This is a genomic window from Pandoraea sp. PE-S2T-3, assembly GCF_002179965.1.
GTDB lineage: Bacteria > Pseudomonadota > Gammaproteobacteria > Burkholderiales > Burkholderiaceae > Pandoraea.
Genome location: NZ_NGUQ01000018.1, coordinates 107542 through 131750 on the forward strand (window position 1 = coordinate 107542; position 24209 = coordinate 131750).

Sequence of the window (24209 nt, forward strand, 5' to 3'; positions counted from 1 at the left end):
TGCGAACAAAAATCGATTGATTCTCATCCGCGGCGCGAAATCCTCTACGTCTCTTACATCTGTTGATGTCTGCTACGGCCGCAACGACGCACGCCATTCGCGCAGCTTCTCCTGCTTGCGTGCATTGGTCTGCAATAGCGCCCGTTGCTCCTGCAAGGCCGCTCGTGCCTGCGCGCTGGCGGCGATTGCAGCGTCCTGTGCAGACAACGCGCCGACCAGCGCCGAGCGCTCGGTCTCCACGGCATGACTCGCCTCGGAAAGCGTGCGTTGGCGGTACACACCACCGCGTGTGAGTGCTTCGCGCCAGCGCTGTCGTTGAACCTCACACGCGTGTCGCCGTTGCGTCTCGGCCGCCTCGGCCTCGTTGAGCGCCTGCGTTGCCCGCGTCACGGCGACACGCAGGCTGACCTCTCGCCGCCGGGCAATCGACGCCAATGCGTCTATCTGGGCGATCGCGTTCAGGTCGTGAGACGCGCGAGCCATGCCTGTGTCTCATCAAATGGCGCGATTTCGCCATACGGCTGACACAGGAATTCGCGGATATCGGGAGCGCGTGAGAGCGCGTCATCTGTCTCGGGGTCTTCCCCCGGTTGATATTCGCCAACGCGCACGAGCAGTTCGACCTCGGACGCCAGTGCCATGGCGCGGCGCACTCGCGCGGCGGCAGCGACGTGCTGCGTGTCGGTCACATGGCTCATCACGCGAGACAGACTTGCCGCGATATCGATCGCCGGATAGTGGTTTTCTTGCGCGAGACGGCGGGAGAGCACGATGTGGCCATCGAGGATCGAGCGAACCTCATCGGCGAGCGGCTCGTCGAGGTTGTCGCCTTCGACCAGCACCGTGTAGAACGCCGTGATGCTGCCGTGCGCTGCCGTACCGGCGCGTTCGAGCAAGCGCGGCAGGCGCGCATAAAAGCTCGGCGGCAGACCACTGGTCGCGCCCAGCGGTTCGCCCGCCGCCATGCCGATATCCCGCACAGCGCGCCCGAAGCGCGTGAGCGAGTCCATGAGCAGCAGCACGTTCTTGCCCTGGTCGCGGAACGCCTCGGCAATCGCCGTGGCTGTGTAGGCCGCCTTCATGCGCTCCAACGCCGGGCGATCGGAGGTTGCCACCACGCAGACAGTGCGTGCTCTGGCGGCAGGGGGCAACGCATGTTCGAGAAATTCGCGAACCTCCCGGCCACGCTCACCAATCAGCGCCAGCACAATCACGTCCGCATCCGCCCCTTGGCACATCATGGAAAGCAGCGTGCTCTTGCCACCGCCCGCGGCGGCGAAGATGCCGATTCGCTGTCCTCGCCCGCAGGTCAACAAGCCGTCGATGGCGCGAATGCCGAGCGGCAACGGTGTACTGACCAACGCACGGGTCATCGCGGGCGGCGGCGCAGCGTCAAGGGGTCGCCAGACCGTCCCGGACCGCGCGATGCCGTGCGAGTCATCGAACGCACTCCCCGACGTCACATCGGCATCCAGCCGTCGCCCAAGACCATCGAGCACAAGCCCGCCCATGTGCTCGTCCACGGCGACGCGCGACGGCGTGCCGAGCGCATACACCAGCGCGCCACTGGCGACGCCGCGCGGTTCCGCATAGGGAGAAAGCCAGACATGCGGCCCTTCGACGGCAATCACTTCCGCATCGATGACGGGCGACACGATGCGGCACTGCTCGCCAAGCGATGCGCCGGGTAATCGTGCACGCAGCGCATTCGGCGTGACCTTGTCGATGCGTCCATGAGGGATGTCTCGCCCGGGCGCGGCACGCCATTCGACGCAGGCCTTTCGGCGTGCGCTGAGCGAGCGCCGCAAGGCGTTGGCGACACGAATGGCGTCGGGCTGGCGCATGTCAGTAGGCCCCTTGCAGATCGATCGTGCCCAGCACGCGAACCTGCGGCTCGTCCGCGACTTCCTGAAACGACAGCACCGCCAGATCGGCGCGCTCGCGCTCGATCAGCTTGCGCACGAAGCGGCGCACGTCGAGCGCCGTGAACAGCACGGCGGGGCTGCCGTCGTGCGCGGCCAGCACGTCGTCGATCGCGCACAGAATCGATTCCGTCTGCTCGGCGTTCAGATCGGCGTACGAACCCGACGACGTCTGACGCACGGCTGCGCGTACCGTGTCTTCGATCCCCTGGCCGACATTCCAGCCTGCGATCTGCGCGTTACCCCGCCGGAAACGCCGCGTGATGTGGCGCCGCAAACCGAGTCGCACATATTCCGTGAGCATGATCTGATCGCGCTCGCGAGGCGCCCATTCGATCAATGCCTCGAACACGCGCCGCAGGTCACGAATCGAAATGCCTTCGGCCACCAGTCGCTGCAAGACTTCGGCCGTGCGGTTGATCGGCAACTGCCGCTGCAACTCTTTCACCAGTTCGCCATAGCGATCTTCCATCGCGTCCATCAAGAAGCGCGTTTCCTGCACGCCAAGGAAATCGGCCGCATGCGCATCGATGACCAGCGACACGCAATGTGCGACGCGTTCATCGCCTTCGAGCGCGATGCCGCCGTGCTCGCGCCACCGATCTCGCTGCGCCGTCGTGAGCCAGTAAAGCACGTGGCCGCCGAACGCCAACGGGGTTCGCGCAAGGTCATCGTTGTCAGCTTTGTCTGCGTTGTCATGGGCGACGAGCCCGCGCAGTGCCGTCAACGTATGCTCGCCGTCAAATCGGGCGAGTGCCATGCCGGGCGACATCGGAAGCGTCAATACGCTCTCGTGATAGAGCTGAATGTCGAGCATGTCCGGCGCCAGCGACGCGTCGATCACCAGACTGACTTCCGGCATCGGCACGCCGAACTGCTCGAATTTCTGATCACGTAATGCGTCGATCCGGTTGGCGAGCGAGCCGGCGCCGCCGGATGGACTTGCCAATGCACTCACCAACCCGCTTCCCACGCGAACTTGCAACGGCTGCGCGCCCGGGCGGCCGGTTTGCGCCCCCCCTGCACTGCCGTCTGCGCGGGTGCCACCAGAGCCGGTGCTACCTTCGCGCGCCCGGCGGCGCACCCACCACGCCGCCGTGCCCGACATGGCCGCGAGAAGGATGAAGTAGTGCATCGGAAAGCCGGGAATCAGGCCGAACAGGACCAGCACCACCGCAGCGACCATCAGCGACTGCGGCTGCGCGGCGAGCTGGTCGGTCAGTTCGCGCGCAAGGTTATGCCGGTGCTCCCCCGGCACGCGCGTCACGATAATGCCCGCTGTCACCGAAATGAGAAGCGCCGGAATCTGCGACACGAGCCCGTCGCCGATCGACAGGATGGCGTAGAGCGCACCCGCCTCGCTCGCGCTCATGCCGTGCATGAAAACGCCGACGCCGATCCCGCCCAGCAAGTTGACCACGATGATGACGAGTCCGGCGATGGCATCGCCCTTGACGAACTTCATCGCTCCATCCATCGCGCCATAGAACTGACTCTCCTTCTGCACTACCCGGCGCAGACGGCCGGCTTCGACCGCATCGATGGTCCCGGCACGCAGGTCGCCGTCGATACTCATCTGCTTGCCGGGCATGCCGTCGAGCGAGAATCGCGCGCCCACTTCCGCCACCCGCTCGGAGCCCTTGGTGATCACGATGAAGTTCACCACCGTGATGATCAGGAACACGATCATCCCCACCACGATGTTGCCACCCGCCGCAAAGTCTCCGAAGGTGTAGACGATATCGCCAGCGTCAGCGCGCAGCAGAATCAGCCGGCTCGTGCTGATCGTCAGCCCCAGCCGGAACAGGGTGGTCATCAGCAATACGGAGGGAAAGACAGAGAAGTCGAGCGGTTCGTTGACGTAGAGCGCCACCATCAGGAGCAGCAGCGACACCGCAAGGTTGAGCGCGATGAGCATGTCCATCACCGAGGGTGGCATCGGGATGATGATCATCAGAACGGTGACGAGCAGCAGCGCCGCAAGCACGATGTCTTGCCGTCCGGCGGCAGCGCCAAGCCACGACATCACGCGGGTCATGCTCGCGGCTCCGCAGCACTACGGCCATCGGGGACATCGCGCGAATCCCGCTGTTGTTCGGCATGGATACGCTCCAGCAGGCGTCGCATGCGCGAAAGGCATTGCCACCAGTCTCCCGCTTGCATGCGAGACGCAACGGTCGGCGTGGCGATCAACATGGGGCGTCCCTGCGCGACGCAGGCCCGCACCGGAATCCCGAGGCTCCACTCCGGCGCGCAGGTTTGCAGCATCAAAGGCAACCAACGCTCCGCTCGGGTGCTCCGCTCGATCAATGTCAGCGCCAGCGTCACCCCCGTCGTCCCGGCCTCGATCATCAGGTGACACGGCGCAAGCGTCACCCGCATCTTCGGTGCGATCGCGCGTGCCGGCAGCGCCAGCAGTTCGAAGAGCTGTTCAAGCTTGCGTTGTGTCTGGAGATCGATCGGGGAGGAGTGCATGCGGCGCGCACCGGATACCGGTTGGGCAGTCGTGAAGTGGAATGACAGGAACACGAGCGATGGTCTCGCACGCGTGTTGCACCGGACATCCGGCGCAGACCTGAACTTCACCCCAAAACGCGAGATCGTCCGGGCGTCACAACATCATCCTGAGCCGGTGTGCCCAGTTCACGATATCGGCCACGTTGTGAGCATCGAGCTTGCGCATCATGTTGAGCCGGTGCGTTTCGACCGTCTTGATACTGATCGACAGCAGTGCGGCGATGTCACGATTGCGTTGCCCCTCGGCGACCAGCTTGAGTACCTGACGCTCTCGCAACGTCAGCAGACGTTCCGGCGTTTCGTTGTCGCAGGGGATTGGCAGGTACGGCGGCTGCGTCGGGGTTCGCATCACGCCAAACACGGCCGGGTCAATGAAGCGCCGCCCCGTCATCACTTGCCGGGCAGCGTGAATCACCGTATCGCGCGCGCTGCTTTTCAGGACGTACGCGGCTGCGCCCGCATCGAGCGCCTGACGCGCGCGCTCGCCGTCGTTGCTCGCCGAGTTGACCAATACCCGCAGGCCGAGCCAGCGCTGACAGCACTGGCGAATGACATCGATGCCGTCCATCCCCGGCAGCCCGAGGTCGAGCATCACCAGATCGGGACGATGCACCTGACACGCGCGGTAGACGTCGAGCCCGTTGGCCACCCGGGCGAGCACGCGCCACTTGAGATCCCCCTCGACCAGACGGCACATGCCGTCCGCCAGCAACTCGTGGTCCTCTACAACGATAACGCCTGTGCTTCCCGTCATTCCCGACTCCTGGACATTTGTGTTTTATGGATATACGGATTTTTGACCATAATTTTGGTATCCGAATTAGCGACGCGATTCTTGAGCTTTATCCCGTATCTCTGACGCGACATCGCGTTGGCGTTTTTCCTCCCAGTCGCGCACTGGCACATGAAATCAGGTATGTGCCGGATGGCACTCGCACGCAGGCGCGCGACAATTCCGGTCTTTGCGGGCGCAGGCCGGCCACACGGATCGTCCTCGCTCGACCGCCGCTTTGCGGGGTGCGCTGCCACCCTCCTTCTCTCTCCCGACAATCTTCTCCACGTATGCGTTTGCCTTTCGCGCTCGCCGCCCTCGACTGGATTACCCCGCGCGATGTAAAAGGCGCGCGTCATGCCATTGATCTCGACGGTCAACGTGGCTGGGTCTGCACGATCAACGATAGTTTCTGTGTGGCCATCGCGATACCGGTGCCTGTCCAACACCGGCTCGGCGCGCGTGCCACTGACTACGAAACCCTGCCACCGGGCTGGCTCACGCGGCTCACCCTCGTGCTGGCCGCCCAGCCCGAGCTTCGCTGCGACAGCGTTTGCATCGCACACGGTGACGTGTGGTGGATGCATCGATTCGATGCCGACGAGACGCCCGCCAGCGTTGAGGCGCAGCTTCGCCGCCAGATACTCGCCTGTCACCTCGTCGCGCCCAAAGCCGACACCGAACCCCGCAACCCAACGTCGCCAGCGCCCGTCCAGCACATCGGCGCCCGGCAAGCCAGCCAACGGCTTCGTGCCATGCGCCGCTCATGACCATGGGGATTCACCGCTCGTTTCATCGTGTCTCACGGCGTGTGGCGCTGTTGCCCTTGTCCGCGGGTGCTGCCGCGATTTTTTACCTGGCGGCGCCCATGCCGGCGTTCGCACTCCCCTCGTCTGCCTCCGAAACGCTTCTCACGCCTGCGAATCCCGTTTCGACGACAGCCACCCTGCCGGTCTGGCGTGGTGGCGCGTTCCTCTTCCAGAGCGCCGGCACGCCACTCGCCGAACTGTTGCGCGACTTCGGTGCGCATCACCGCATCCCGACGATCGTCAGCGCGCAGGTCACCGACAAGTTCATCGGCGCGTTACCGGCGGGTACACCACAGGTGACACTCGACGCGCTCTCCGAACGTTATCGGCTTTCGTGGTATTTCAACGGCCAGACGTTGCATATCTATAAGGCCAGCGAGGTCGCGAGACAGGTGGTGTCGCTGCGTTATGCATCGCCGGATCAGTTGCTTTCGCATTTGCGCAGTGCAGGTGTCCTTCACCCGCAGCACTGCGTCGCACGGGCGATTCCCGCCGCTCGCGCACTTGAGATCGCTGGCGTGCCAGCCTGCCTGGAAACGGTGGCGATGCTCGCCGAACATCTGGAGCGCGACGCCAGAGATCAGCAGGAGAGCGAGGAGACCATCGAGATTTTTCCCCTGAAATTCGCGACGGCGGCCGACACGAGGTACTTTTATCGCGGACAGGAAGTTGTCGTCCCCGGCGTCGTCAGCGTCTTGCAAGACCTTATTCTCGGCGCTGGCCCGCTCGTCGCCGTGGCGGGCGAAGCAGCCGGGGCAGCGGGGACCCCAGCGAGTCCGCCGCGTGCGAACACCCCGCGTTTTTCCGCGGATGCCCGCCGCAACGCTGTCGTGGTGCGCGAGCGACGCCGCAACCTGCCGCTCTACGCGGATCTGGTTGCGCAGTTGGATGTGCGTCCGCGTCTGGTCGACATCTCGGTCGCCATCATCGACGTGAACGCGAGCGACATTGCCGAGCTTGGCGTCGACATCGCCGGCAGTGCGCGGCTTGGCGGCTTCGGCACGCTGGGCCTGAACAGTAATCGCATGCGAGGCGACAACGGCGCCGACGCGAACGATCAGGGTACGTTTTCGGCGGTGGTCGGAGATACCAACAAATTCATGGTCAATCTCTCCGCACTTGAGCGGAATTCGAAAGCGCGCGTGCTTTCGCGGCCGTCCATCGTCACGCTCGACAACATGCAGGCGGTGCTCGATCGCAGCGTGACGTTCTATACGAAGGTCACCGGTGAAAAGGTGGCCAAGCTCGAGAGCGTGACGTCGGGTTCGCTGTTACGCGTGACGCCGCGACTGGTGCCCGACGATGCCGGTGGTCTTGATCAGGTCATGCTTACGCTCAACATCGAAGACGGCGGCGAAATACGGAGCGCCCGCGACTCACGCAACGAGGTCCCAACTATCCGAAATTCGGCAATCTCGACGCAAGCCACGCTTCAGGCCGGACAGAGTCTGCTGCTCGGCGGCTTCGTTCAGGACACCCAGCACGAGCAGGAAAGCAAGATCCCGCTGCTGGGCGATATTCCATTTATCGGGTGGCTCTTCCGCTCGACCACGCATCGCAATGAAAGCGTGATCCGGTTGTTCCTCATCAAGGCCGAGCCCACGTCCGGTGAGCCGAAAGCATGACGACGACGTACACACTCACCTTGCTTGACGGCCCGCTCGCGGGGCGCTCGTTGCCCCTGCCGTCCGGTGCGTTTTCTGTTGGCGCAGAAGACTCGGATATCGCGATGGCGCTGGAGAATGGCGCCGGGGCGACGCTTCATGTGGACGACGACGGGGTGCGACTGCTGACGCGCACCGACGTCTGGGTCAACGGTGCGTCACTCGAATGGCCGGATGACACCTTGCTGGACGTCCCCCTCTGCGTCCGGCTCCCGCTAAGGTCGGTCATTGATCTGGCGGGACTCGGCATCTGGCTGGACACCGGCGATGCCGAATCGCCGGTGCCGATGCCATTGCCCCAGCGTCCGGCACGTCTCGCGTCTGACGCCGTCCACCCGTCTGCGCAGCGGCAAGCCCATACGCAGCCCCTGTTGGCGCAGGACGGTCCGGCATTCTCGTGGTCCCTGAAGCGGAAGCCCTCGAAGCGCCCGCGCCGGGCGACATGGCTTGCAGCCACAGGCATCTCGCTGGTCGCGCTCGCCGTCGGCGCCATGATCTGGCGAACGGGTTCGGCCAACGTCATCACATCACCGGGCGGCATTGGCACGCTGAAGTCTCTTGCGGCACGCATCGCCCCCGGCATCTCACTGACGATCTCCGACGGGGCCGTGCTGTTCTCCGGTGGCTGCGCGTCTGACGACGTGCGTTCGCGACTGCGTACCGAAGCGCGGGGGCTCGACAAGGTCGTACGCGACGACACCTGGTGTCCCGCTGATCTGACACAGTCCGTCCAGACGTTGTTGCGTCTTTATGGCTACGGTGCGGCCTATGTCGGCGTCGCGCCCAGTGGCGAGATTGTGATCAGCGGCGCCTTCGTCGCGGACGCGCGCTGGCGAGCCACCTCCGATGCGCTGGATGCGCTCGCCCTGCCCCACGGCTGGCGGGTCGACAACGACGAAGCCGACGGCTTCGACACGGTCGTGCAACTTCTGAAAGACGCGAATCAGTTGCGCGGCGTCAACGTCACCCGCGAGCGCGACGGCTGGCGGCTCACAGGTCCGGTATCCGCACAGCGTCAGGTGGCCTTGCAGTCACTCGCGGACACATGGAATGACGCAGCACGCACGTTGCGCCTTCGCATCGAGCCGTTGCCGGTGCGCATGCCGACGCTTTCACAAACCGGACTGCCCGCACCGGTGGTGAGCATTGGCGGTTCGCCCACGGCGCCACACATTACGTTGGCCGACGGCACTCGCCTCATGCAAGGCGCACGGCTCGCAGGCGGGGCGCACGTCATTGCCGTCGCGGCCGACGGCGTGTCGATTGCGGCGCACGACCGGCTCTTCTATTTGCCACTGACACCGGAGAACACCTATGACGACACGCCTGACGAAGATTGAGGACCAACTTGCCGCTTCGGCACCTGATGTGCCGGCTTCACCGTCGGCACAACTTGCCCAACTGAGCGACGCGCAGAGGACGCTGAACGACGCGCTGCAATCACCGCTCTCACCCGCCTTGCACCGGCACGCCCGGACACAGTCCGAGGCGGTCGACGCGGCGATAGGTATTCTCTCGCGGCTGACGCAGCGCTTTCGCGCGTCCTACGGCCGTGCAGCAGAAGGTACGGGAAGTACAGGAGGCACAGGAAGTACAGGAGGAGCGCAATAGCCTCGCTGACGGCAATCGTCGCGATGACATCGAATCGGTGTGAGAGTGCCCGGAAATCGATGACCGATGCGCCCGGAAGCGACAAAGCGAATCACGTCTCGAAAGGCGGAGACGCCACCGCGTGTGAACATTCGGCACCGCGGCGTTCGCGCACGACGCTTCACCGATTCGATCATGGAATGGTGGGGTGAGCGTCGATGTCATGACCACGCGCGAATCGCCCGAGGTCCCATCACCGTCAAATTTTAAGAGCACGTACACCATGTCACGTCACGACCTCGCGCAGACCCTTGTAGACGCTCTCAAGCTGATCGGCTGCGATCCGGGCAAGATCCACACCGTCGACAATCATTCGCCCATTGAACTGACGTTCAACGCTTCACCGAGCATCATCGTGGAGACGCTGGAAAATCAAACCTGCGGCATTCATTCGGTTGTCGCCACCGACGAAGCGGCGCGCTTGCATCGCGCCAACAGCGAGCGTCTTCTGCAACTGCTTATCGAGCCAGCGGAATGGGCAATCACCGGTCACGTGCAATTGCGTGCGCAAGACAATCGGCTCGTTCTGCACGCGCTGGTGAACGAGGAGGCGTCTGCCGAGCCGGAACCGTTCGCGCAAGCGCTCACTGATTTTTACGATCGCATCAAGCTCTGCCGTGAACATCTGCGCGCGTGAGATTGCGCGGATTGCGCCGATGGTGCTGATTGCCATCTGAACGATGTAAGCGGGCCGCCATGTCCCCATGTGCGGCTACAAGTCTTCCTGCGCAATGCCTGTCCGCCACGTGTCGAGCGCCTCGTTCAAGGCGTCACGCTGCGTCTCATCCCGAAAGCAGCCGTCGTGCGCCGTTTTCACCAACTGCGTCAGCTCGCGGGAAAACGCATAGCGCACACCGCGCGACGTCATCCCAAGATACGTCGCACGCTGTGCGAGCCATTCCGCCCCCGCCCACGGTTGATCGAGCAACGTGAGCATTTCGGCGATCATCGTATCGGTCTCACAGGCGCCATATCCGGCCGCTCGCATGGCCGCGGCGGACTGCTCACAGGTCGATTCCAGCGATAGAAAGAGAACGACACGCCGCAAGTCATCGATCACCGCCGCCAGATGTGCGGTGTCGGCATCGGCGTTCTGCGCACCCAACTCCAGCCCCAGCGCTTGCAACAGTGCCCGCAGACGGGCCCGTCGTTGCCCGAACTTGCGACATTCGTCGAACCACTGCACAAGCGAGCGCTGTTGGCCGTGCGCCTGTCGGTAAAGTGTCTTGAGTTGCTGGAGCAATGCTGCACTGGGGTTACCGCATTCGAGCACGGCGAAGGCCTCGATGGCCCAGTCATCACCGGACGTGAGTTCGTCGAGCAGGCGACGCAAACGGCTGCGTGCTGCCGGATGCAGGCCGCCGTCGGCAAGCCAAGCGCAAACCACCAGCGCCGCGTGCCCCGCCGATAGGCCAGCGCGGCGTATCAATTCACGAGGATCGGGCACATGAGGCAGGTCACGCAATTGCTGACGCAGCCGATCGAGCTGCGGCGCGCTGACGCGTTCAAGTTGCCTCGTCTGCTGTTCCAGCAACGCACGCGCCCTGGCCTTGTCGTCGCGCGGCTCGGGGCGGCCGGGCCGACGGAAACGAACCCCCAGGGCCAGGCTGAGATTTTCCTGAGATTCCGCGAGCGCGGCCTCTTCATCTCGGGCGATGGCCGACTCGATCATCGCGATGTACCCTTCGCCGGCGGGTCTGGCGACACGCGCCATCCCTCGGCCCGGGTTGGGCACCGCGCCTTCAAGTTCCAGCATCTCGTCGTCGAGGATGCTTTCGAGCGCACGGTTCTCTCCGGTCGTGCCCGGTCTGGCATTACCCGGTGTCTGGACGCGATCAACCATAAGCCACTTCGAGACTGGGTGCCACGCGCAACCGTTCGACGACGGCCGCGAGGTCCGCGTCGAGGTCGAGGCAGAGCGTCACCCATTCGCTCTCGATACGTGCGTGGTGGCCGCTCAGGGTCGTGTCAGGCGTACACGCCAGCACGATATTCTCCCGCTGGAGCGCGCTCGCCACCGCTTCGTGGTGAGCCGGTGGCACACGCAACACCAGCGCGCCTTCGCGCACCAACGACGGCAACGTGTTGGCCACACGATGGGCAAAGCGTTCGCCGATATCGAGGGTTGCAACAAAATTCGAGAGTGCACCGATCAGTGCCTCGGCGATCCGGCGTTCAAGCGAATGCACGGTCGCGCGCTCGATCGAGGCCTCGTCGACCAGCCAGTCGAGGGTTTGTGCGATCGCCTCCCGACGCGCATCTTCCGCACACTGCGCCGCGTGCTGCTGCGACTGTACGCGTGCCGCGTCCAGCAAGGCAGCACACATGGCGTCGCTGTCGATCTGAGCACGTTCGCGCTCAACCACCGCCGCGTCGCGGCAGGCCTTGGCTTCGGCCAGCCACTGTTCACGGCATCGGGATTCTTCGCGCATCAGATCGAGTGTCTCGCGCGCAATGATGGCGCCCTGGGGAACAGGGCCGTCCAGCGTTTCTATCGACGTCAGCGGGTAGTCGATGACAGACATAACATCTTCTCCAATGCCGCCATTCGCGCCCAAAGGTCCGGCGGCGCCGTCAGGTCGACGTGCGCGGGCCGTTCCGATTCGCCCGGTGGCAACAAGATACGCGTCGCCTGGCAGGCGACACTGACGTCCGAGGAGGGGGAAGGGCTTGCGGGCATAGCGTCGAGCAAGGCCGCCATCGCGGTGAACGCGGCATCGACAAGCTGGTCGGGTGTGAACGCCGCGCGCCCCAGCCAGTCACGGCGCGTCAGCAGCAAGCGATCACATTGCCACGCATCCAGCCAAGGCGACAGGGCGCGTCGATAATCCCCGAGCCACAGATAGTCGGGGCACCCCAGCATGCGTAGCGCGTACGCCAGTGCCACACGACGCAGATTCGGCACCAGACGCAACGTCACGCACGCGGCGTCACTCAGCGGCAGTGCCAAACCCAGCCCGTCCGGTGTCGTCGGCCACCCACGACGTTCGACCAGGCATCGATCAATTGGTGGGCGCGTCGCCGGCTGGTGGTGATAGACATATTGCCAGGGCGACATGTCCAGCGCTTGCCACCAACCGGCATCCATAAAACGCCCCGGCTGCCAGATGAGTTGAACCAGTTGTGTGGCCTCGAAGGAGATCACCCGGATATCGACCGCCGCTGTCACAGCGCCTCCGGCACCCGTACCTGCCCTTTCGACCGAACTCGCCACGCGAGTATTGCGGCGGCGAACAGGGCGATGCCCGCGACAACGCCGGCGAACCACCATCGGCTCATCGCGCCACGACTCGCTTGCGGCTCGCCGTTCGTCGTCTCCGTGGCAAGTGCCACGCGAGGCAAACGATAGTCGGCCGGTTGCATCACGACACTGATACGCTCCGGCACGACGCCGGGCACGCTGTCGTGAATCAGGCTGCGAATATCCGTCATGCGTTTGGCCATGTTGATCTCCGGGCTGTACTTCACGAAAACGGCAACGCCGGGCGGCAGTGTTGCGCGCCCGGCGGAATCGATCGGCACCTGAGCGATCGAGACTTCGGCGACCATCACCCCGTCGAGGGCGGCCAGCATTCGCTCAAGTCGTTGCTCTTTGAGATAGACCAGCTTTGCCTGCTCCTGCACGGGCGAACTCACGAGTTGCCCGGGCGGGAAGACATCCTCCACCGAAGCGCGCTTTTCACGGGGCAAGCCGTGCTGACGCAGCACTTCGACAGCACGCACGAAATCGTTTCTCGCTACACGTACTGTCGCCCCCGTGGTCTCCGCACGCTTGTCGGCGTCCATCCCCGAAATGAGAAGCAGCGCGAGCATCTGGTTGGCTTCGGTCTCACCCAATCCGCGATGCAGATCCTCTTTGCAACCCGATACCAGAAACGCAAGCGCCAGCACCGCAACCACGCACCGCAGACGCATGAATGAAATCCCCCGCGTCATTGCATGTGAACAAGTTTGTTCACACCCTGCGTCGTGGCACCGGCCACTTTCGCGACAAGTTCGAGCGACAGCACGCGCTCGGTCAAATCGCGCTGCAATTGAAGCAGGCGTTGTGGATCGTTCAGCGTGCGGTCGTCGAGCGTGACGCGCGTCGTCAGGTTGTCGGTGTTCGCTGCAAGCTTGCCTGCGGCACTCAACAAGTGATGCTCGGGCAAGGGCGCTGCGTGCGCCAGCACCTCGGCGAAGCGGGTGGCTTCGCCCGCTTCGGCAAGGGTTGGCCGCGACGTCGGCAGGCTGACAGCGGTGATCCGCTGCACGCTTTCGTGGATCGAATCGACACTCATGATCTGGAGAAGGAATGAATTTCGGGAAGGTTGCGCGAGGCGTCGTTCGCACTCGACGCACTTGCTGCACTGGGTGCACTCGGTGCGATCGACGGTAAGGCCGCCGTTGCGGCGAGCCAGTCATACAGAACCTGCGTTGCTGCCGGATCCGATGCCGCAATTTGCGCGTCGTTGACGAGCGCTGCGCGAGCCGCCTCGACATCGCCCAGCGCCATCAGCAGTGCCGTGTGCAGCCACTGCCGTGTCTCGACGTCGTCAATCAGACAGGGCAACGCATCGAGGATAGCCCGCGCTTCGGTTGCCATGCCGTGGCACGCCCCCGCGAACGCCAGTTCGACGATGGCCTGTCGCGTCGACACGTCGAGCCATCGACCGGCAGCGGAGATGGCATCCGTTTGCCGGTCCGGCATCGTTTCACGGGCCGCTGACATCATGCGATCTTGGCGATGATGCCCATCAACACATCTTTGATGAGCTTGATAATCGAGCTGTGCAGGCCAAAGAGCGTCGTCGCCTGCTGCAATTCGAACTGCACGGCGATCATCTGTGCCGGGTCATCGAGCTTTCGCGTGCGCAGGCTTTGCATCGCCTGCTCCGACACCCGGCGCGACGATTCGCCGAACTGGCTGTTGATTTCCTCGACGTTCACACCACGCCTCCGTCGGCTAGCGCGCCGTGCCCGGCGACAAGATCTGCGCGCATGGCGGCGTAGGCATCGGCGCGCGTCATCGCCACGCGCTGGCCGCCACGCTGCGGGGGAGTGCCGAGACGAATCTCCGTGGGTGCGCAATCGAAACGCTTGCGGAAGGTATCGGTGAAATGCGCGTGATTCGTGAAACCGCATTCGAGCGCAATGTCGAGCACCTTGTGTCGCGTGGAGAGCAGCAGATCGCGCGCAAGCCGCAAGCGTCGTTCAAGCAGCCATTGCTTGGCGGGCATGCCGTACGTTTGCTGAAAGAGATAGCGGAACTTGCGAAGCGGCATGCCGAACTCGTCGGCCAGCCGTCCCACCGGCCACGGCTTGTGGAAGTTGGCTTCGACAAAATCGAACAATGAATGGCTGCCTGCGATCGACTGCCGCAACATCGCGGAGAAATAGCGCTGATCGCGACACAGGCAATAGACATAGAAGAACCGCAACATGGCCATGCGGTCGATGTTCTGCAACGCGACGGCTACATCGAGCATGCTCGGCTCAAGCAATAGCGTGCGCGCCGCCTGCCGATGAAAGACGCCGAGCGGGCGCCGGTCGAGCAGATCCACCACATCCGGATACAACGCCTGCAAATCGCACACATGAAAATCGTGTGCGGTCGTGCCGTCCGAGGCGTCTGTTTCCGCATCGGAACTGGTTGCCGTCATGCTACCGGCGGGCAAGGCTTGCACGAGACCATTCACTTTCAGATTGGTGTCGTTGCGGCTGATGAGAAATCGCACCGTACTCATGGGTCCTCCTGTACGGAAGTTCAGGGCGGGATGACAAAGTCAGTCTTCGCAAGATAGGCGGGTGCGCCTGCGAATGTCATCCGGTGGAGACCTTAAAGTGAGTGGTGTCGCCGCTGCGTTACGGGTTCTGCTCCCCGATTGTCGAATCCATGAAAAAACCCGGCGTTCTCGCGCCGGGTTGTTGTTTTTCCTTCCTCTGATGCTTTGCGGTTTTGCTCAAGCCGCCGTCGCCGGCGCAAAGCTGTCGGCCCGTCCCATCGGCCAATACTTCTCGTAAAGCTGGTAGCGGAATTGTCCGCGCAGCAGGTCGCCGGGTTCGAGATACTTCAGGGACTCCGACATCAGGCGGATCTCGTTCGACGACACACGCTTGACGATGTGATGCGCCCGAAGATCGGACGGATGCGCCAGCCCTGCGGCCTGAATCAGCTCCTGCAACGCGTGCAATGTGTGCTGGTGGAACTGATGAACGCGCTCGGCCTTGTCGGGCACCACGAGCGCACGCTGACGCAGCGGGTCTTGCGTGGCGACGCCGGTCGGACAGCGGTCGGTATGGCACTTCTGCGACTGAATACAGCCGATGGCAAACATGAAGCCGCGCGCCGAGTTGCACCAGTCGGCGCCAATCGCCAGCGTGCGCGCAATGTCGAACGCCGTCACGATCTTGCCCGACGCACCAATGCGGATCTTGTCGCGCAACCCCGCGCCCACCAGCGTGTTATGCACGAGCAGCAGCCCCTCTTGCAGCGGCGTGCCGACGTGATCGGTGAACTCCAGCGGCGCAGCACCGGTGCCACCCTCCGAGCCATCGACAACGATAAAGTCGGGCAGGATGCCGCTCTCCAGCATCGCCTTGACGATGCCGAAGAACTCCCACGGATGCCCGATACACAGCTTGAAGCCGGTCGGCTTGCCGCCCGACAGATTGCGCAGACGATCGACGAATTGCAGCAGACCCAGCGGCGTGGAGAACTCGCTGTGACGCGCGGGCGAAATGCAGTCCTGCCCCATCGGCACGCCGCGCGTCGCCGAAATCTCGGGCGTGATCTTCGCGGCCGGAAGCACCCCGCCGTGACCCGGCTTCGCCCCTTGCGAGAGCTTCACCTCGATCATCTTCACCTGCGGCGTCGTGGCCTGCGCGGTGAATTTCTCGGCACTGAAGGTACCGTCGTCGTTGCGGCAGCCGAAATACCCCGACGCCACTTCCCAGATCAGGTCACCGCCCTGCTCGCGGTGATGCGGCGAAATCGAACCTTCGCCGGTGTCGTGAATGAAGTTGCCGAGCTTGGCGCCCCGGTTGAGCGAGCGGATGGCATTGGCCGACAACGCGCCGAAACTCATCGCCGAGATATTGAAGATCGACGCCGAATAAGGCTGCGCGCGATCGGGCCCGATGGTGATGCGGAAGTCGTGGTTATCAAGCACGGTGGGCGCCAGCGAATGCGCAATCCATTCGTAGCCCGCGGCCTTCACGTCGATTTCGGTGCCGAAGGGGCGGCTGTCGACGTCCCCCTTGGCGCGCTGGTAGACGATGCTGCGTTGCGCCCGCGAGAACGGTGTCTCGGACGTGTCGTCTTCCACGAAGTACTGACGGATTTCCGGTCGAATGAATTCGAACAGAAAACGGAAATGTCCCCACAGCGGGTAGTTGCGCAACACTGCGTGGCGTTGCTGCACCACGTCCCATGCCCCGAGCGCCACCAACGCCGCGAACGGTAGCGGCCATAACGGATGCCATCCGTCGAACAGCACTAACGCAAGCGTTGCGGCGAGCAACGCGACAGCCAGCCACAGTGCCAGGAATCGGCGCGAAAACATGAAACCTCCTTGCTTTTGGGGGGACACACGCCGGCACGCTGCCGGGTGTCCCCCCGGCGAGCGCCGGCGGCTTTTAATGCGTATTGAGGATCGTTTGATTCGCGGCGTTCGTCGCGTTGCCGGTGGCCGCCGAGTTAGCAGCGGCCGTTGCCGGATCGATGGCCGTGGTGGACGCAATGATGCCGCCGCCCAGACAGATATCACCGTCGTAGAGCACCGCCGACTGACCCGGCGTGACAGCCCATTGCGGCTCGGCAAACGATAACGTCAGCGCTTCGGCACTCGCCTGCACGACTTCGCACGCTGCGTCGGCCTGACGATAGCGCGTCTTGGCACCACACCGCAGGCCGCCGGCCGGGGCTTCGCCCGCAACCCACGACACGTCTTCGGCGTTCAGCGTGCCCGAGAGCAGCCACGGATGATCGTGACCTTGCACCACGTATAGCGTGTTGTTCGCCATGTCCTTGCGTGCGACGAACCATGGCTCGCCGGAGCCATCGCGGCTACCGCCCAGACCGATGCCCTTGCGCTGACCCAGCGTGTAGAACGCCAGACCGACGTGCTCGCCCACCACCGTACCGTCGGGCGTCTTCATCGGGCCCGGCTTGGTCGGCAGGTACCGATTCAGGAAGTCGCGGAACGGACGCTCGCCGATAAAGCAGATGCCCGTCGAATCCTTCTTCTTCGCGTTCGGCAGGCCAATTTGGGCTGCGATTTCACGCACCTTCGTCTTCGGCATTTCACCGAGCGGGAACATCGTGCGCGAGAGCTGGTGCTGATTCAGGCGATGCAGGAAGTAGCTCTGGTCTTTGGTGTGATCGACCGCCTTGAGCAGTTCGAAGCGCCCTTCGCGTTCGCGCACGCGGGCGTAGTGCCCGGTCGCAATCGTCTCGCCGCCCAATGCAATGGCGTGATCGAGGAAGGCCTTGAACTTGATCTCGGCGTTGCACAGCACGTCCGGATTGGGCGTGCGGCCCGCCGAATATTCACGCAGGAACTCCGCGAACACGCGGTCCTTGTATTCGGCAGCGAAATTCACGGCTTCGACATCGATGCCGATCAGGTCGGCGACCGACACCACGTCGATCCAGTCCTGCCGGGTCGAGCAATATTCGCTGTCGTCATCGTCTTCCCAGTTCTTCATGAACAGACCGACGACGTCGTAGCCTTGTTGTTTGAGCAGCCATGCCGTGACCGACGAATCCACGCCGCCCGACATGCCCACTACTACGCGTTTTTGACTCATGTATTGCCTTGCCCATCGGTCACCGCCGGATGGGTCTGAAGTAGCGCGAGGTCGTATCGTACGCCCCGCAGGTAATCGTCCACGCACCGCTCCAGCAGCGGCGAGCGGTGACGCGCGCGCTGGGCGCGCATCTCGTCTGGCGTGAGCCAGACCGTGCCCACGATGCCCTCGTCGAGCGTGCGCGAAGCGTCGTGCTCGCCAAGCTCGCCGGTGAAGGCAAAACGCAGGTAGGTGATGTCGCCCGGGCCCGGTGCCAGATAGACGCCAAGCAGTTGCCGTGGCGTGAAGACGTACGCCGTCTCCTCAAGCACCTCGCGCGCAACCGCGTCGAGAATCGATTCGCCATGGTCGAGATGCCCGGCCGGTTGATTGATCAACAGGCCCGTGCTTTTCTGCTCTTCGACAAAGAGAAAGCGGCCGTCGCGCTCGACAACCGCCGCGACCGTCACGTTGGGCTTCCAGCGCTCATCCATGGCGCATCCTCACTGGTCGCGGGACGTTACCCCGATAAAAGCGACATTTTACCGTCTGGCGGTAATCGGCGCTCAAGACGGGGGGGGCGACCGACCGGTCGGTCGGCCTTGTATGGCCGCGTCACCCCCTCCGGCGCGAATATCCATATGCCGTTTCGCGCAATAGGCGCGTTTGTCATCTTCGGGTAAGCTGCGAGCACCAGCAGTGTGCAGTGGCAGTACCGCCTCATCGGTTTGTGCAGTAGTTCGTTCGCAGTGGTTTGTTGCAGGACTAATGTCATCAGTGGCGATATGGCCGGCGCGGGGCGCCTCTCCGGCCGCCTTGCTCCCCCAGCAGCACTGGCTGCGGCTCCTTGGCCGTTGATGAGATCAGTTCACAAACCCAAGGAGAGACGCAATGAGAATCGGCATCCCCGCCGAGACGCTTGCCGGCGAAACCCGTGTGGCGGCCACGCCAGAAACGGTCAAGAAGCTGGTCGCGTCAGGTCATCAGGTGGTCGTTGCACATGGCGCAGGAGACGCAGCCAGCGTCCCCGACGCCGCTTTTGTCGCCGCAGGTGCTTCCATTGGCAGCGCGGCCGAGGCATTGGGGGCGGAACTCGTCCTCAAAGTGCGCGCCCCATCCCCGGAAGAACTTGCGCAGATCCCCCGCAGCACGGTGCTCGTGGGCATGCTCAATCCGTTCGACGCCGAAAACAACTCACGCATGGCCGCCGCGGGCATTACCGCGTTCGCGCTCGAAGCCGCGCCGCGCACCACGCGCGCGCAAAGCATGGACGTGCTGTCTTCACAGGCCAACATTGCCGGTTACAAGGCCGTGATGCTTGCCGCGAATCTGTATCAGCGTTTCATGCCGATGCTGATGACGGCGGCCGGTACGGTCAAGGCCGCGCGTCTCGTTGTGCTGGGCGCTGGCGTTGCAGGCTTGCAGGCCATCGCTACGGCCAAACGTCTGGGCGCGGTGATTGAAGCGTCGGACGTGCGTCCGGCGGTTCGGGAGCAGATCGAATCACTCGGTGCGAAGTTCATCGACGTACCGTTCGAGACAGATGAAGAACGCGAGATCGCCAAGGGTGTGGGCGGCTACGCTCGTCCGATGCCTGCGGCTTGGCTTGCCCGCCAATCGCAGCTCGTGCATACGCGTCTGACGCAAGCGGACATCGTCATCTCCACCGCGTTGATCCCGGGGCGTGCTGCGCCGACGCTGATCGCGGAAGACACCGTCAAAGCCATGAAGCCGGGCTCGGTCATCATCGACCTCGCCGCAGGGCGTGGTGCGAACGGCGGCGGCAATTGCCCGCTGTCGGTGGCTGATGAGATCGTGAAGGTACACGGCGTGACGATTGCCGGTTACACGAACCTCGCGGGTATGGTCGCCGCTGACGCGTCGGCCCTGTATGCGCGCAACGTGCTCGACTTCCTCAAGCTGGTGATCGACAAGGAAAACAAGCTCGTCATCGATACCAACGACGACATCGTCGCCGCGTGCCTGATGTGCCGCGACGGCCAAGTCCTGCGCGCGGCTTAAGGGGGGAGACACAAGAATGGAAATGATCAATCACACGGTGATCAATCTGATCATCTTCGTGCTGGCGGTGTACGTCGGCTATCACGTGGTGTGGAACGTCACACCGGCGCTGCACACGCCGCTGATGGCGGTCACGAATGCCATTTCGGCCATCGTGATCGTGGGTGCCATGCTCGCGGCTGGCCTGACGGAAGGCGGGCTCGGGAAGACGATGGGTGTCGTGGCGGTGGCACTGGCAGCCGTGAACGTGTTCGGGGGCTTCCTCGTCACGCAGCGCATGCTCGAGATGTTCAAGAAGAAAGACAAGCCTGTTAAGGCTGAGGGGAACAAGCAATGAGCATGAATCTCGTCACGTTGCTCTATCTGGTTGCGTCGATCTGTTTCATTCAGGCACTCAAAGGCCTGTCGAACCCGAAGATGGCGCGGCGCGGTAACGCGTTCGGCATGATCGGCATGGCCATCGCGGCCGTCACCACGATTGCCCTGATTTACGAATTGCGCAGGCTCTCGGGCGGCAACTATTCGGGCCTCGGCCTGATCCTCGCGGGTCTCGTCGTCGGTGGCGGCATCGGTGCTTACGTCGCTCGCAAGGTCGAGATGACGAAGATGCCGGAACTGGTCGCGGCCATGCACTCGTTGATTGGTCTGGCGGCGGTGTGTATCGCCGTTGCGGCAGTCGCAGAACCGGCCGCGTTCGGCATCGTGCCTGCGGGTGAAACGTTGTTGCCGCCGGGTAACCGCATCGAGTTGTTCATCGGCACGTTCGTCGGCGCGATCACGTTCTCGGGCTCGGTTATCGCGTTCGGCAAGCTCTCTGGCAAGTACAAGTTCCGCCTGTTTCAAGGCGCGCCGGTGCAGTTCACGGGGCAGCATACGATCAACCTGCTGCTCGCCATCGCCATGCTCGGCTTCGGCGTGATCTTCTTCCTGTCGCAAAGCTGGCTGCCGTTCATCCTGATGGCGGCCATCGCTTTCGTGCTGGGCGTGCTGATCATCATCCCGATCGGGGGTGCCGACATGCCGGTGGTCGTGTCGATGCTGAACTCGTACTCGGGCTGGGCCGCCGCCGGTATCGGCTTCTCGCTGAACAACCCGATGCTGATCATCGCGGGTTCGCTGGTTGGCTCGTCGGGTGCGATTCTCTCGTACATCATGTGCAAGGCAATGAATCGCTCGTTCTTCAACGTGATTCTCGGCGGCTTCGGCGCCCAAGCGGGTGCAGCAGCGGCAGGCGGCGAACAGCAGCAACGTCCGGTGAAGTCAGGTTCGCCTGACGACGCCGCGTTCCTGATGAGCAATGCGGAATCGCTCGTGATCGTGCCCGGCTACGGCTTGGCCGTGGCGCGCGCGCAGCACGCCCTCAAGGAACTGACCGACAAGCTCACCGAAAAGGGTGTGCAAGTGCGCTACGCGATTCACCCGGTCGCAGGCCGCATGCCCGGTCACATGAACGTGCTGCTCGCAGAAGCCGAAGTCCCCTACGATCAAGTGCTGGAAATGGACGAGATCAACGGTGAATTCGGTCAGACCGACGTGGTGCTCGTGCTCGGCGCGAACGACGTGGTGAACCCGGCCGCAAAGAACGATCCGCAATCGCCGATTGCCGGCATGCCGATTCTCGAAGCCTACAAGGCCAAGACGATCATCGTGAACAAGCGTTCGATGGCCGCCGGTTACGCCGGGCTGGATAACGAACTGTTCTATCTCGACAAGACGATGATGGTGTTCGGCGACGCGAAGAAAGTGGTCGAAGAAATGGTCAAGGCCGTCGACTAAGGCCGCACGGACCCGTGCGCTGCAATGGCGCACGACGCAGGACAAGCGGGGCGGCGAAAGTCGCCCCGCGCTACAATGCGCGCTCATTCTCACCCTGCCTTACGGCACACGGAATCGCGCCATGACGTCTGGCCCGCTCGGCATTGTTGCCGCTCTGCATGAAGAAATTGCCGACCTGCTCGCGGAAATGGCCCCCGGTGCCCGCGTCGAACACCTCGGCATGCGCGACTATCACGTGGGGCAGCTCCACGGGCAAGACTGCGTGATCGTACTCGCGCGCATCGGCAAAGTGGCCGCCGCCGCGACAACCACAGCCCTCATTCACCGTTTTGGCGTTAGCGAAATCGTCTTCACCGGGCTCGCGGGTGGCCTCGCCCACGGAATCGCTGTCGGCGATGTCGTCGTGGCCGACACCCTCGTGCAGCACGATCTCGACGCCAGCCCCCTTTTCCCGCGTTTCGAAGTGCCCCTGCTCGGCCGCGCCACGTTCGAGACCGAACCGTCGTTACGCGACGCGCTCGCTCAAGCCGCGCGCGACTGGCTCGCACAAGAGATGCCGGACCACGTCACGGCGGACGCACGAAGCGAACTGGGCATGAGCGCACCGCGCGTGCACGTCGGACAAATCGCGAGTGGCGATCAGTTCATCAGCAGCGCCGGGGAAGTCGCGCGCTTGCGCGAGGCGTTGCCGCAGACATTGGCAGTGGAAATGGAAGGCGCAGCGGTCGCACAGGTGTGCCATGAATATGGCGTGCCGTTTGCCGTCATGCGCACGCTCTCCGACGCCGCCGACGATGCGGCTCACGTCGATTTTCCGAGATTTCTGCGCGATGTCGCGAGTGTGTATTCGCACGGCATTCTTGCGCGATTTCTGTCAGCGCGAAGCTAGGCACGCACAACGAAAAAGACCGGCCAATGGCCGGTCTTTTTTCATGGCGTTATGTCTTGGCATTACCACTGCCAAGTGCACAAGTGCACAAGTGCAGATCATGCCTCGGGCTTGCTGCCTTCGGCCTCGCCTTCCTGCGGGCGCTTGCGCACCGAGCCGGCAATCAGATCGAAGCGGAACAGACGGCATTCGAGCGCGCCGTTGAAGAGCGGCGTGCGACGCGATTCGCGCAGACGCATCTGGCCGGGCAAGCTCATGTCGGCCGTCAGCAGATAAGCACTCCAGCCCGTGAAGCGTTGCTTGAGCATGTCACCGAAGGCCTTGAAGAACTGCGCATCCACGCCGTCCGGCTGCGCGCGCTGGAACTGGCCGCGACCGCCCGACGATTCGAAATCGCCATCTTCCCCAGCGTCGCGCGGCGAACGGCGGCCGCGCACTTCAATACGCTCGCCATACGGCGGGTTTGCCACGATGATGCCAGGACGATCCACCGGCGGCGCCATGTCGCGCGCATCCACCTGCTTCAGGCCCACGTCGCCCACTCCCGCGCGCTCCAGATTCGCACGCGCCTTGACCAGCATGTCGCCCGAGATATCGCTGCCGAAAATCGTCGACGGCACACCGCGCACGCGGGCATCGCGTTGCGCTTCCTGCGCTTGCACCTTCATGGTCTGCCACGCGTTGATGTCGTAGCCCTTGAGCTTCTCGAAACCGAAGCGGCGCGCCACACCGGCCGGCACGCCAAGCGCAATTTGTGCCGCTTCGGCGAGGAACGTGCCGCTGCCGCACATCGGGTCGTACAGCACCATGTCGGCAGCCGTGTCCGTGCGCCAGCCGGCCAGACGCAGAATGCCTGCCGCAAGGTTCTCGCGCAGCGGCGCCGCGCCCTTGTCCAGACGCCAGCCGCGCTTGAACAGCGCCTCGCCGGACGTATCGAGATAAAGCGTCGCGTCGGTCGCCGTCAGAAACGCGAACACGCGCACATCGGGTTCAGACGTATCGATGTTGGGGCGCGAGCCGGTCTTCTCGCGCAGACGGTCGCACACGGCATCCTTGATGCGCAGCGTGACGAATTCGAGACTGCGCACCGGTGCCTTGATGCCCGTGACGTCCACGCGCAGGGTCTGCTGGTACGAGAACCAGTCTTCCCAGCGTTGGCCGAGGGCGAAGGCGTAAATGTCCTGTTCGGTGCGATAGCCTTGCTGAGCGATGCGCAGCAGCACGCGGCTCGCAATGCGCGAATGCAGGTTGGCGGCCATGCCGGCTGCCCACGGGCCCGCAAAGTGCACGCCGCCGGGCACCTGCTTGCCGACCGACAAGGGGGCCAGACGCCCCAGTTCAGCCAGCTCGGCGGCGAGCGCTTCTTCCAGTCCACGGGGACAGGGTGCGAAAAATTCGAAGGAAGCCATAGTGATGCGT

The 24209-nt window shown here is 63.6% G+C and carries 26 protein-coding genes; 9 read left to right on the plus strand and 17 right to left on the minus strand.

The window, feature by feature from the left end; translation table 11 throughout:
• Nucleotides 1–72: 72 nt before the first annotated feature.
• The 5 genes from CDV46_RS15910 to CDV46_RS15930 form a co-directional block, all read right to left on the minus strand.
• Nucleotides 73–483, minus strand: a complete 411-nt coding sequence (locus CDV46_RS15910) for a hypothetical protein (protein ID WP_087723574.1) — start codon at nt 481–483, stop codon at nt 73–75.
• Nucleotides 459–1844, minus strand: a complete 1386-nt coding sequence (locus tag CDV46_RS15915) for a FliI/YscN family ATPase (RefSeq protein WP_087723576.1) — start codon at nt 1842–1844, stop codon at nt 459–461. The genes CDV46_RS15910 and CDV46_RS15915 overlap by 25 nt, the downstream gene beginning before the upstream one ends.
• A 1-nt stretch (nt 1845) precedes the next feature.
• Nucleotides 1846–3960 carry a type III secretion system export apparatus subunit SctV gene (sctV, locus tag CDV46_RS15920; RefSeq protein ID WP_087723578.1) on the minus strand — a complete coding sequence of 705 codons (2115 nt, stop codon included), beginning with the start codon at nt 3958–3960 and terminating at the stop codon, nt 1846–1848.
• Nucleotides 3957–4397, minus strand: coding sequence for a hypothetical protein (locus CDV46_RS15925; RefSeq protein ID WP_140413397.1), 441 nt, complete (start codon nt 4395–4397; stop codon nt 3957–3959). Before CDV46_RS15925 ends, sctV begins: the two co-directional genes overlap by 4 nt.
• A 136-nt stretch (nt 4398–4533) precedes the next feature.
• Nucleotides 4534–5193: a two component system response regulator gene (locus tag CDV46_RS15930; protein ID WP_087723582.1), complete on the minus strand. Its 660-nt coding sequence runs from the start codon at nt 5191–5193 to the stop codon at nt 4534–4536.
• A 308-nt stretch (nt 5194–5501) separates the two neighbouring features.
• On the opposite strand from CDV46_RS15930, the gene CDV46_RS15935 reads away from it, so the two are divergent.
• From CDV46_RS15935 to CDV46_RS15955, 5 genes are all read left to right on the plus strand, one after another.
• Entirely contained in the window at nt 5502–5981 is a 480-nt protein-coding gene (locus CDV46_RS15935) for a hypothetical protein (RefSeq protein ID WP_087723583.1), read from the plus strand.
• Nucleotides 5982–6079: 98 nt separating this feature from the next.
• The gene (locus tag CDV46_RS15940) at nt 6080–7645 is read left to right on the plus strand and encodes an EscC/YscC/HrcC family type III secretion system outer membrane ring protein (RefSeq protein ID WP_176399096.1); all 1566 of its coding nucleotides are present in this window, start codon (nt 6080–6082) and stop codon (nt 7643–7645) included.
• The gene (gene sctD, locus CDV46_RS15945) at nt 7642–9024 is read left to right on the plus strand and encodes a type III secretion system inner membrane ring subunit SctD (RefSeq protein ID WP_087723586.1); all 1383 of its coding nucleotides are present in this window, start codon (nt 7642–7644) and stop codon (nt 9022–9024) included. Before CDV46_RS15940 ends, sctD begins: the two co-directional genes overlap by 4 nt.
• Entirely contained in the window at nt 8999–9295 is a 297-nt protein-coding gene (locus CDV46_RS27640; protein WP_087723588.1) for an EscE/YscE/SsaE family type III secretion system needle protein co-chaperone, read from the plus strand. Before sctD ends, CDV46_RS27640 begins: the two co-directional genes overlap by 26 nt.
• Nucleotides 9296–9497: 202 nt before the next feature.
• Entirely contained in the window at nt 9498–9971 is a 474-nt protein-coding gene (locus CDV46_RS15955) for a hypothetical protein (protein ID WP_140413398.1), read from the plus strand.
• Between the two features lie 75 nt (nt 9972–10046).
• On the opposite strand, the gene CDV46_RS15960 is transcribed toward CDV46_RS15955, so the two are convergent.
• The 11 genes from CDV46_RS15960 to CDV46_RS16010 form a co-directional block, all read right to left on the minus strand.
• Nucleotides 10047–11177, minus strand: a complete 1131-nt coding sequence (locus tag CDV46_RS15960; protein ID WP_087723592.1) for a TyeA family type III secretion system gatekeeper subunit — start codon at nt 11175–11177, stop codon at nt 10047–10049.
• A complete protein-coding gene (locus CDV46_RS15965; protein WP_087723594.1) occupies nt 11170–11859 on the minus strand; it encodes a hypothetical protein in 690 nt (229 codons plus the stop codon). The genes CDV46_RS15960 and CDV46_RS15965 overlap by 8 nt, the downstream gene beginning before the upstream one ends.
• A complete protein-coding gene (locus CDV46_RS15970) occupies nt 11835–12503 on the minus strand; it encodes a type III secretion system domain-containing protein (protein ID WP_176399097.1) in 669 nt (222 codons plus the stop codon). The genes CDV46_RS15965 and CDV46_RS15970 overlap by 25 nt, the downstream gene beginning before the upstream one ends.
• Nucleotides 12500–13249: a type III secretion system inner membrane ring lipoprotein SctJ gene (gene sctJ / locus CDV46_RS15975; protein WP_087723598.1), complete on the minus strand. Its 750-nt coding sequence runs from the start codon at nt 13247–13249 to the stop codon at nt 12500–12502. The genes CDV46_RS15970 and sctJ overlap by 4 nt, the downstream gene beginning before the upstream one ends.
• Nucleotides 13250–13266: 17 nt before the next feature.
• On the minus strand, nt 13267–13614 hold the full coding sequence (gene sctI / locus CDV46_RS15980) for a type III secretion system inner rod subunit SctI (RefSeq protein ID WP_087689251.1): 348 nt from the start codon (nt 13612–13614) through the stop codon (nt 13267–13269).
• A complete protein-coding gene (locus tag CDV46_RS15985; protein ID WP_087723599.1) occupies nt 13611–14048 on the minus strand; it encodes a DUF1039 domain-containing protein in 438 nt (145 codons plus the stop codon). Before CDV46_RS15985 ends, sctI begins: the two co-directional genes overlap by 4 nt.
• On the minus strand, nt 14045–14263 hold the full coding sequence (sctF, locus tag CDV46_RS27170) for a type III secretion system needle filament subunit SctF (protein WP_170936034.1): 219 nt from the start codon (nt 14261–14263) through the stop codon (nt 14045–14047). The genes CDV46_RS15985 and sctF overlap by 4 nt, the downstream gene beginning before the upstream one ends.
• Nucleotides 14260–15060, minus strand: coding sequence for a helix-turn-helix transcriptional regulator (locus tag CDV46_RS15995; RefSeq protein ID WP_249277614.1), 801 nt, complete (start codon nt 15058–15060; stop codon nt 14260–14262). The genes sctF and CDV46_RS15995 overlap by 4 nt, the downstream gene beginning before the upstream one ends.
• Before the next feature lie 216 nt (nt 15061–15276).
• A complete protein-coding gene (locus tag CDV46_RS16000; RefSeq protein WP_087689260.1) occupies nt 15277–16878 on the minus strand; it encodes an FMN-binding glutamate synthase family protein in 1602 nt (533 codons plus the stop codon).
• 73 nt (nt 16879–16951) lie between these two features.
• Nucleotides 16952–18124 (minus strand): tRNA 2-thiouridine(34) synthase MnmA, encoded by a 1173-nt coding sequence (gene mnmA, locus CDV46_RS16005; RefSeq protein WP_176399098.1) that lies wholly within the window; start codon nt 18122–18124, stop codon nt 16952–16954.
• Nucleotides 18121–18597, minus strand: coding sequence for an NUDIX hydrolase (locus tag CDV46_RS16010; RefSeq protein ID WP_087723603.1), 477 nt, complete (start codon nt 18595–18597; stop codon nt 18121–18123). The genes mnmA and CDV46_RS16010 overlap by 4 nt, the downstream gene beginning before the upstream one ends.
• Nucleotides 18598–18994: 397 nt before the next feature.
• Here CDV46_RS16010 and CDV46_RS16015 point away from each other — a divergent pair, with 397 nt between their 5' ends.
• The 4 genes from CDV46_RS16015 to CDV46_RS16030 all read left to right on the plus strand — a co-directional run bounded on the left by CDV46_RS16015 (nt 18995) and on the right by CDV46_RS16030 (nt 22790).
• Nucleotides 18995–20125, plus strand: coding sequence for a Re/Si-specific NAD(P)(+) transhydrogenase subunit alpha (locus tag CDV46_RS16015; RefSeq protein WP_087689266.1), 1131 nt, complete (start codon nt 18995–18997; stop codon nt 20123–20125).
• Nucleotides 20126–20141: 16 nt separating this feature from the next.
• A complete protein-coding gene (locus CDV46_RS16020) occupies nt 20142–20462 on the plus strand; it encodes an NAD(P) transhydrogenase subunit alpha (protein ID WP_058377458.1) in 321 nt (106 codons plus the stop codon).
• On the plus strand, nt 20459–21901 hold the full coding sequence (locus CDV46_RS16025; RefSeq protein ID WP_058377457.1) for an NAD(P)(+) transhydrogenase (Re/Si-specific) subunit beta: 1443 nt from the start codon (nt 20459–20461) through the stop codon (nt 21899–21901). The genes CDV46_RS16020 and CDV46_RS16025 overlap by 4 nt, the downstream gene beginning before the upstream one ends.
• 121 nt (nt 21902–22022) lie before the next feature.
• Nucleotides 22023–22790 (plus strand): 5'-methylthioadenosine/adenosylhomocysteine nucleosidase, encoded by a 768-nt coding sequence (locus CDV46_RS16030; protein ID WP_087723605.1) that lies wholly within the window; start codon nt 22023–22025, stop codon nt 22788–22790.
• A 98-nt stretch (nt 22791–22888) separates the two neighbouring features.
• Here CDV46_RS16030 and CDV46_RS16035 read toward each other — a convergent pair whose 3' ends face one another.
• Nucleotides 22889–24199, minus strand: a complete 1311-nt coding sequence (locus CDV46_RS16035) for a THUMP domain-containing class I SAM-dependent RNA methyltransferase (protein ID WP_087723607.1) — start codon at nt 24197–24199, stop codon at nt 22889–22891.
• Nucleotides 24200–24209 lie beyond the last annotated feature (10 nt).

Bases quoted from the DNA above. Each gene is read 5' to 3' on its own strand.
- sctD (WP_087723586.1), top strand. From the start codon at position 7,642: ATGACGACGACGTACACACTCACCTTGCTTGACGGCCCGCTCGCGGGG.
- CDV46_RS16025 (WP_058377457.1), top strand. From the start codon at position 20,459: ATGAGCATGAATCTCGTCACGTTGCTCTATCTGGTTGCGTCGATCTGT.
- CDV46_RS15955 (WP_140413398.1), top strand. From the start codon at position 9,498: ATGACCACGCGCGAATCGCCCGAGGTCCCATCACCGTCAAATTTTAAG.
- CDV46_RS16030 (WP_087723605.1), top strand. From the start codon at position 22,023: ATGACGTCTGGCCCGCTCGGCATTGTTGCCGCTCTGCATGAAGAAATT.
- mnmA (WP_176399098.1), bottom strand. From the start codon at position 18,124: ATGAGTCAAAAACGCGTAGTAGTGGGCATGTCGGGCGGCGTGGATTCG.
- sctV (WP_087723578.1), bottom strand. From the start codon at position 3,960: ATGACCCGCGTGATGTCGTGGCTTGGCGCTGCCGCCGGACGGCAAGAC.
- CDV46_RS16020 (WP_058377458.1), top strand. From the start codon at position 20,142: ATGGAAATGATCAATCACACGGTGATCAATCTGATCATCTTCGTGCTG.
- CDV46_RS16010 (WP_087723603.1), bottom strand. From the start codon at position 18,597: ATGGATGAGCGCTGGAAGCCCAACGTGACGGTCGCGGCGGTTGTCGAG.
- CDV46_RS15985 (WP_087723599.1), bottom strand. From the start codon at position 14,048: ATGATGTCAGCGGCCCGTGAAACGATGCCGGACCGGCAAACGGATGCC.
- CDV46_RS15965 (WP_087723594.1), bottom strand. From the start codon at position 11,859: ATGTCTGTCATCGACTACCCGCTGACGTCGATAGAAACGCTGGACGGC.
- CDV46_RS15910 (WP_087723574.1), bottom strand. From the start codon at position 483: ATGGCTCGCGCGTCTCACGACCTGAACGCGATCGCCCAGATAGACGCA.
- CDV46_RS27640 (WP_087723588.1), top strand. From the start codon at position 8,999: ATGACGACACGCCTGACGAAGATTGAGGACCAACTTGCCGCTTCGGCA.
- sctI (WP_087689251.1), bottom strand. From the start codon at position 13,614: ATGAGTGTCGATTCGATCCACGAAAGCGTGCAGCGGATCACCGCTGTC.
- CDV46_RS15935 (WP_087723583.1), top strand. From the start codon at position 5,502: ATGCGTTTGCCTTTCGCGCTCGCCGCCCTCGACTGGATTACCCCGCGC.
- sctJ (WP_087723598.1), bottom strand. From the start codon at position 13,249: ATGCGTCTGCGGTGCGTGGTTGCGGTGCTGGCGCTTGCGTTTCTGGTA.
- CDV46_RS15960 (WP_087723592.1), bottom strand. From the start codon at position 11,177: ATGGTTGATCGCGTCCAGACACCGGGTAATGCCAGACCGGGCACGACC.
- CDV46_RS16000 (WP_087689260.1), bottom strand. From the start codon at position 16,878: ATGTTTTCGCGCCGATTCCTGGCACTGTGGCTGGCTGTCGCGTTGCTC.
- CDV46_RS16035 (WP_087723607.1), bottom strand. From the start codon at position 24,199: ATGGCTTCCTTCGAATTTTTCGCACCCTGTCCCCGTGGACTGGAAGAA.
- CDV46_RS15995 (WP_249277614.1), bottom strand. From the start codon at position 15,060: ATGAGTACGGTGCGATTTCTCATCAGCCGCAACGACACCAATCTGAAA.
- CDV46_RS15930 (WP_087723582.1), bottom strand. From the start codon at position 5,193: ATGACGGGAAGCACAGGCGTTATCGTTGTAGAGGACCACGAGTTGCTG.
- CDV46_RS15925 (WP_140413397.1), bottom strand. From the start codon at position 4,397: ATGCACTCCTCCCCGATCGATCTCCAGACACAACGCAAGCTTGAACAG.
- CDV46_RS15915 (WP_087723576.1), bottom strand. From the start codon at position 1,844: ATGCGCCAGCCCGACGCCATTCGTGTCGCCAACGCCTTGCGGCGCTCG.
- CDV46_RS16015 (WP_087689266.1), top strand. From the start codon at position 18,995: ATGAGAATCGGCATCCCCGCCGAGACGCTTGCCGGCGAAACCCGTGTG.
- CDV46_RS15940 (WP_176399096.1), top strand. From the start codon at position 6,080: ATGCCGGCGTTCGCACTCCCCTCGTCTGCCTCCGAAACGCTTCTCACG.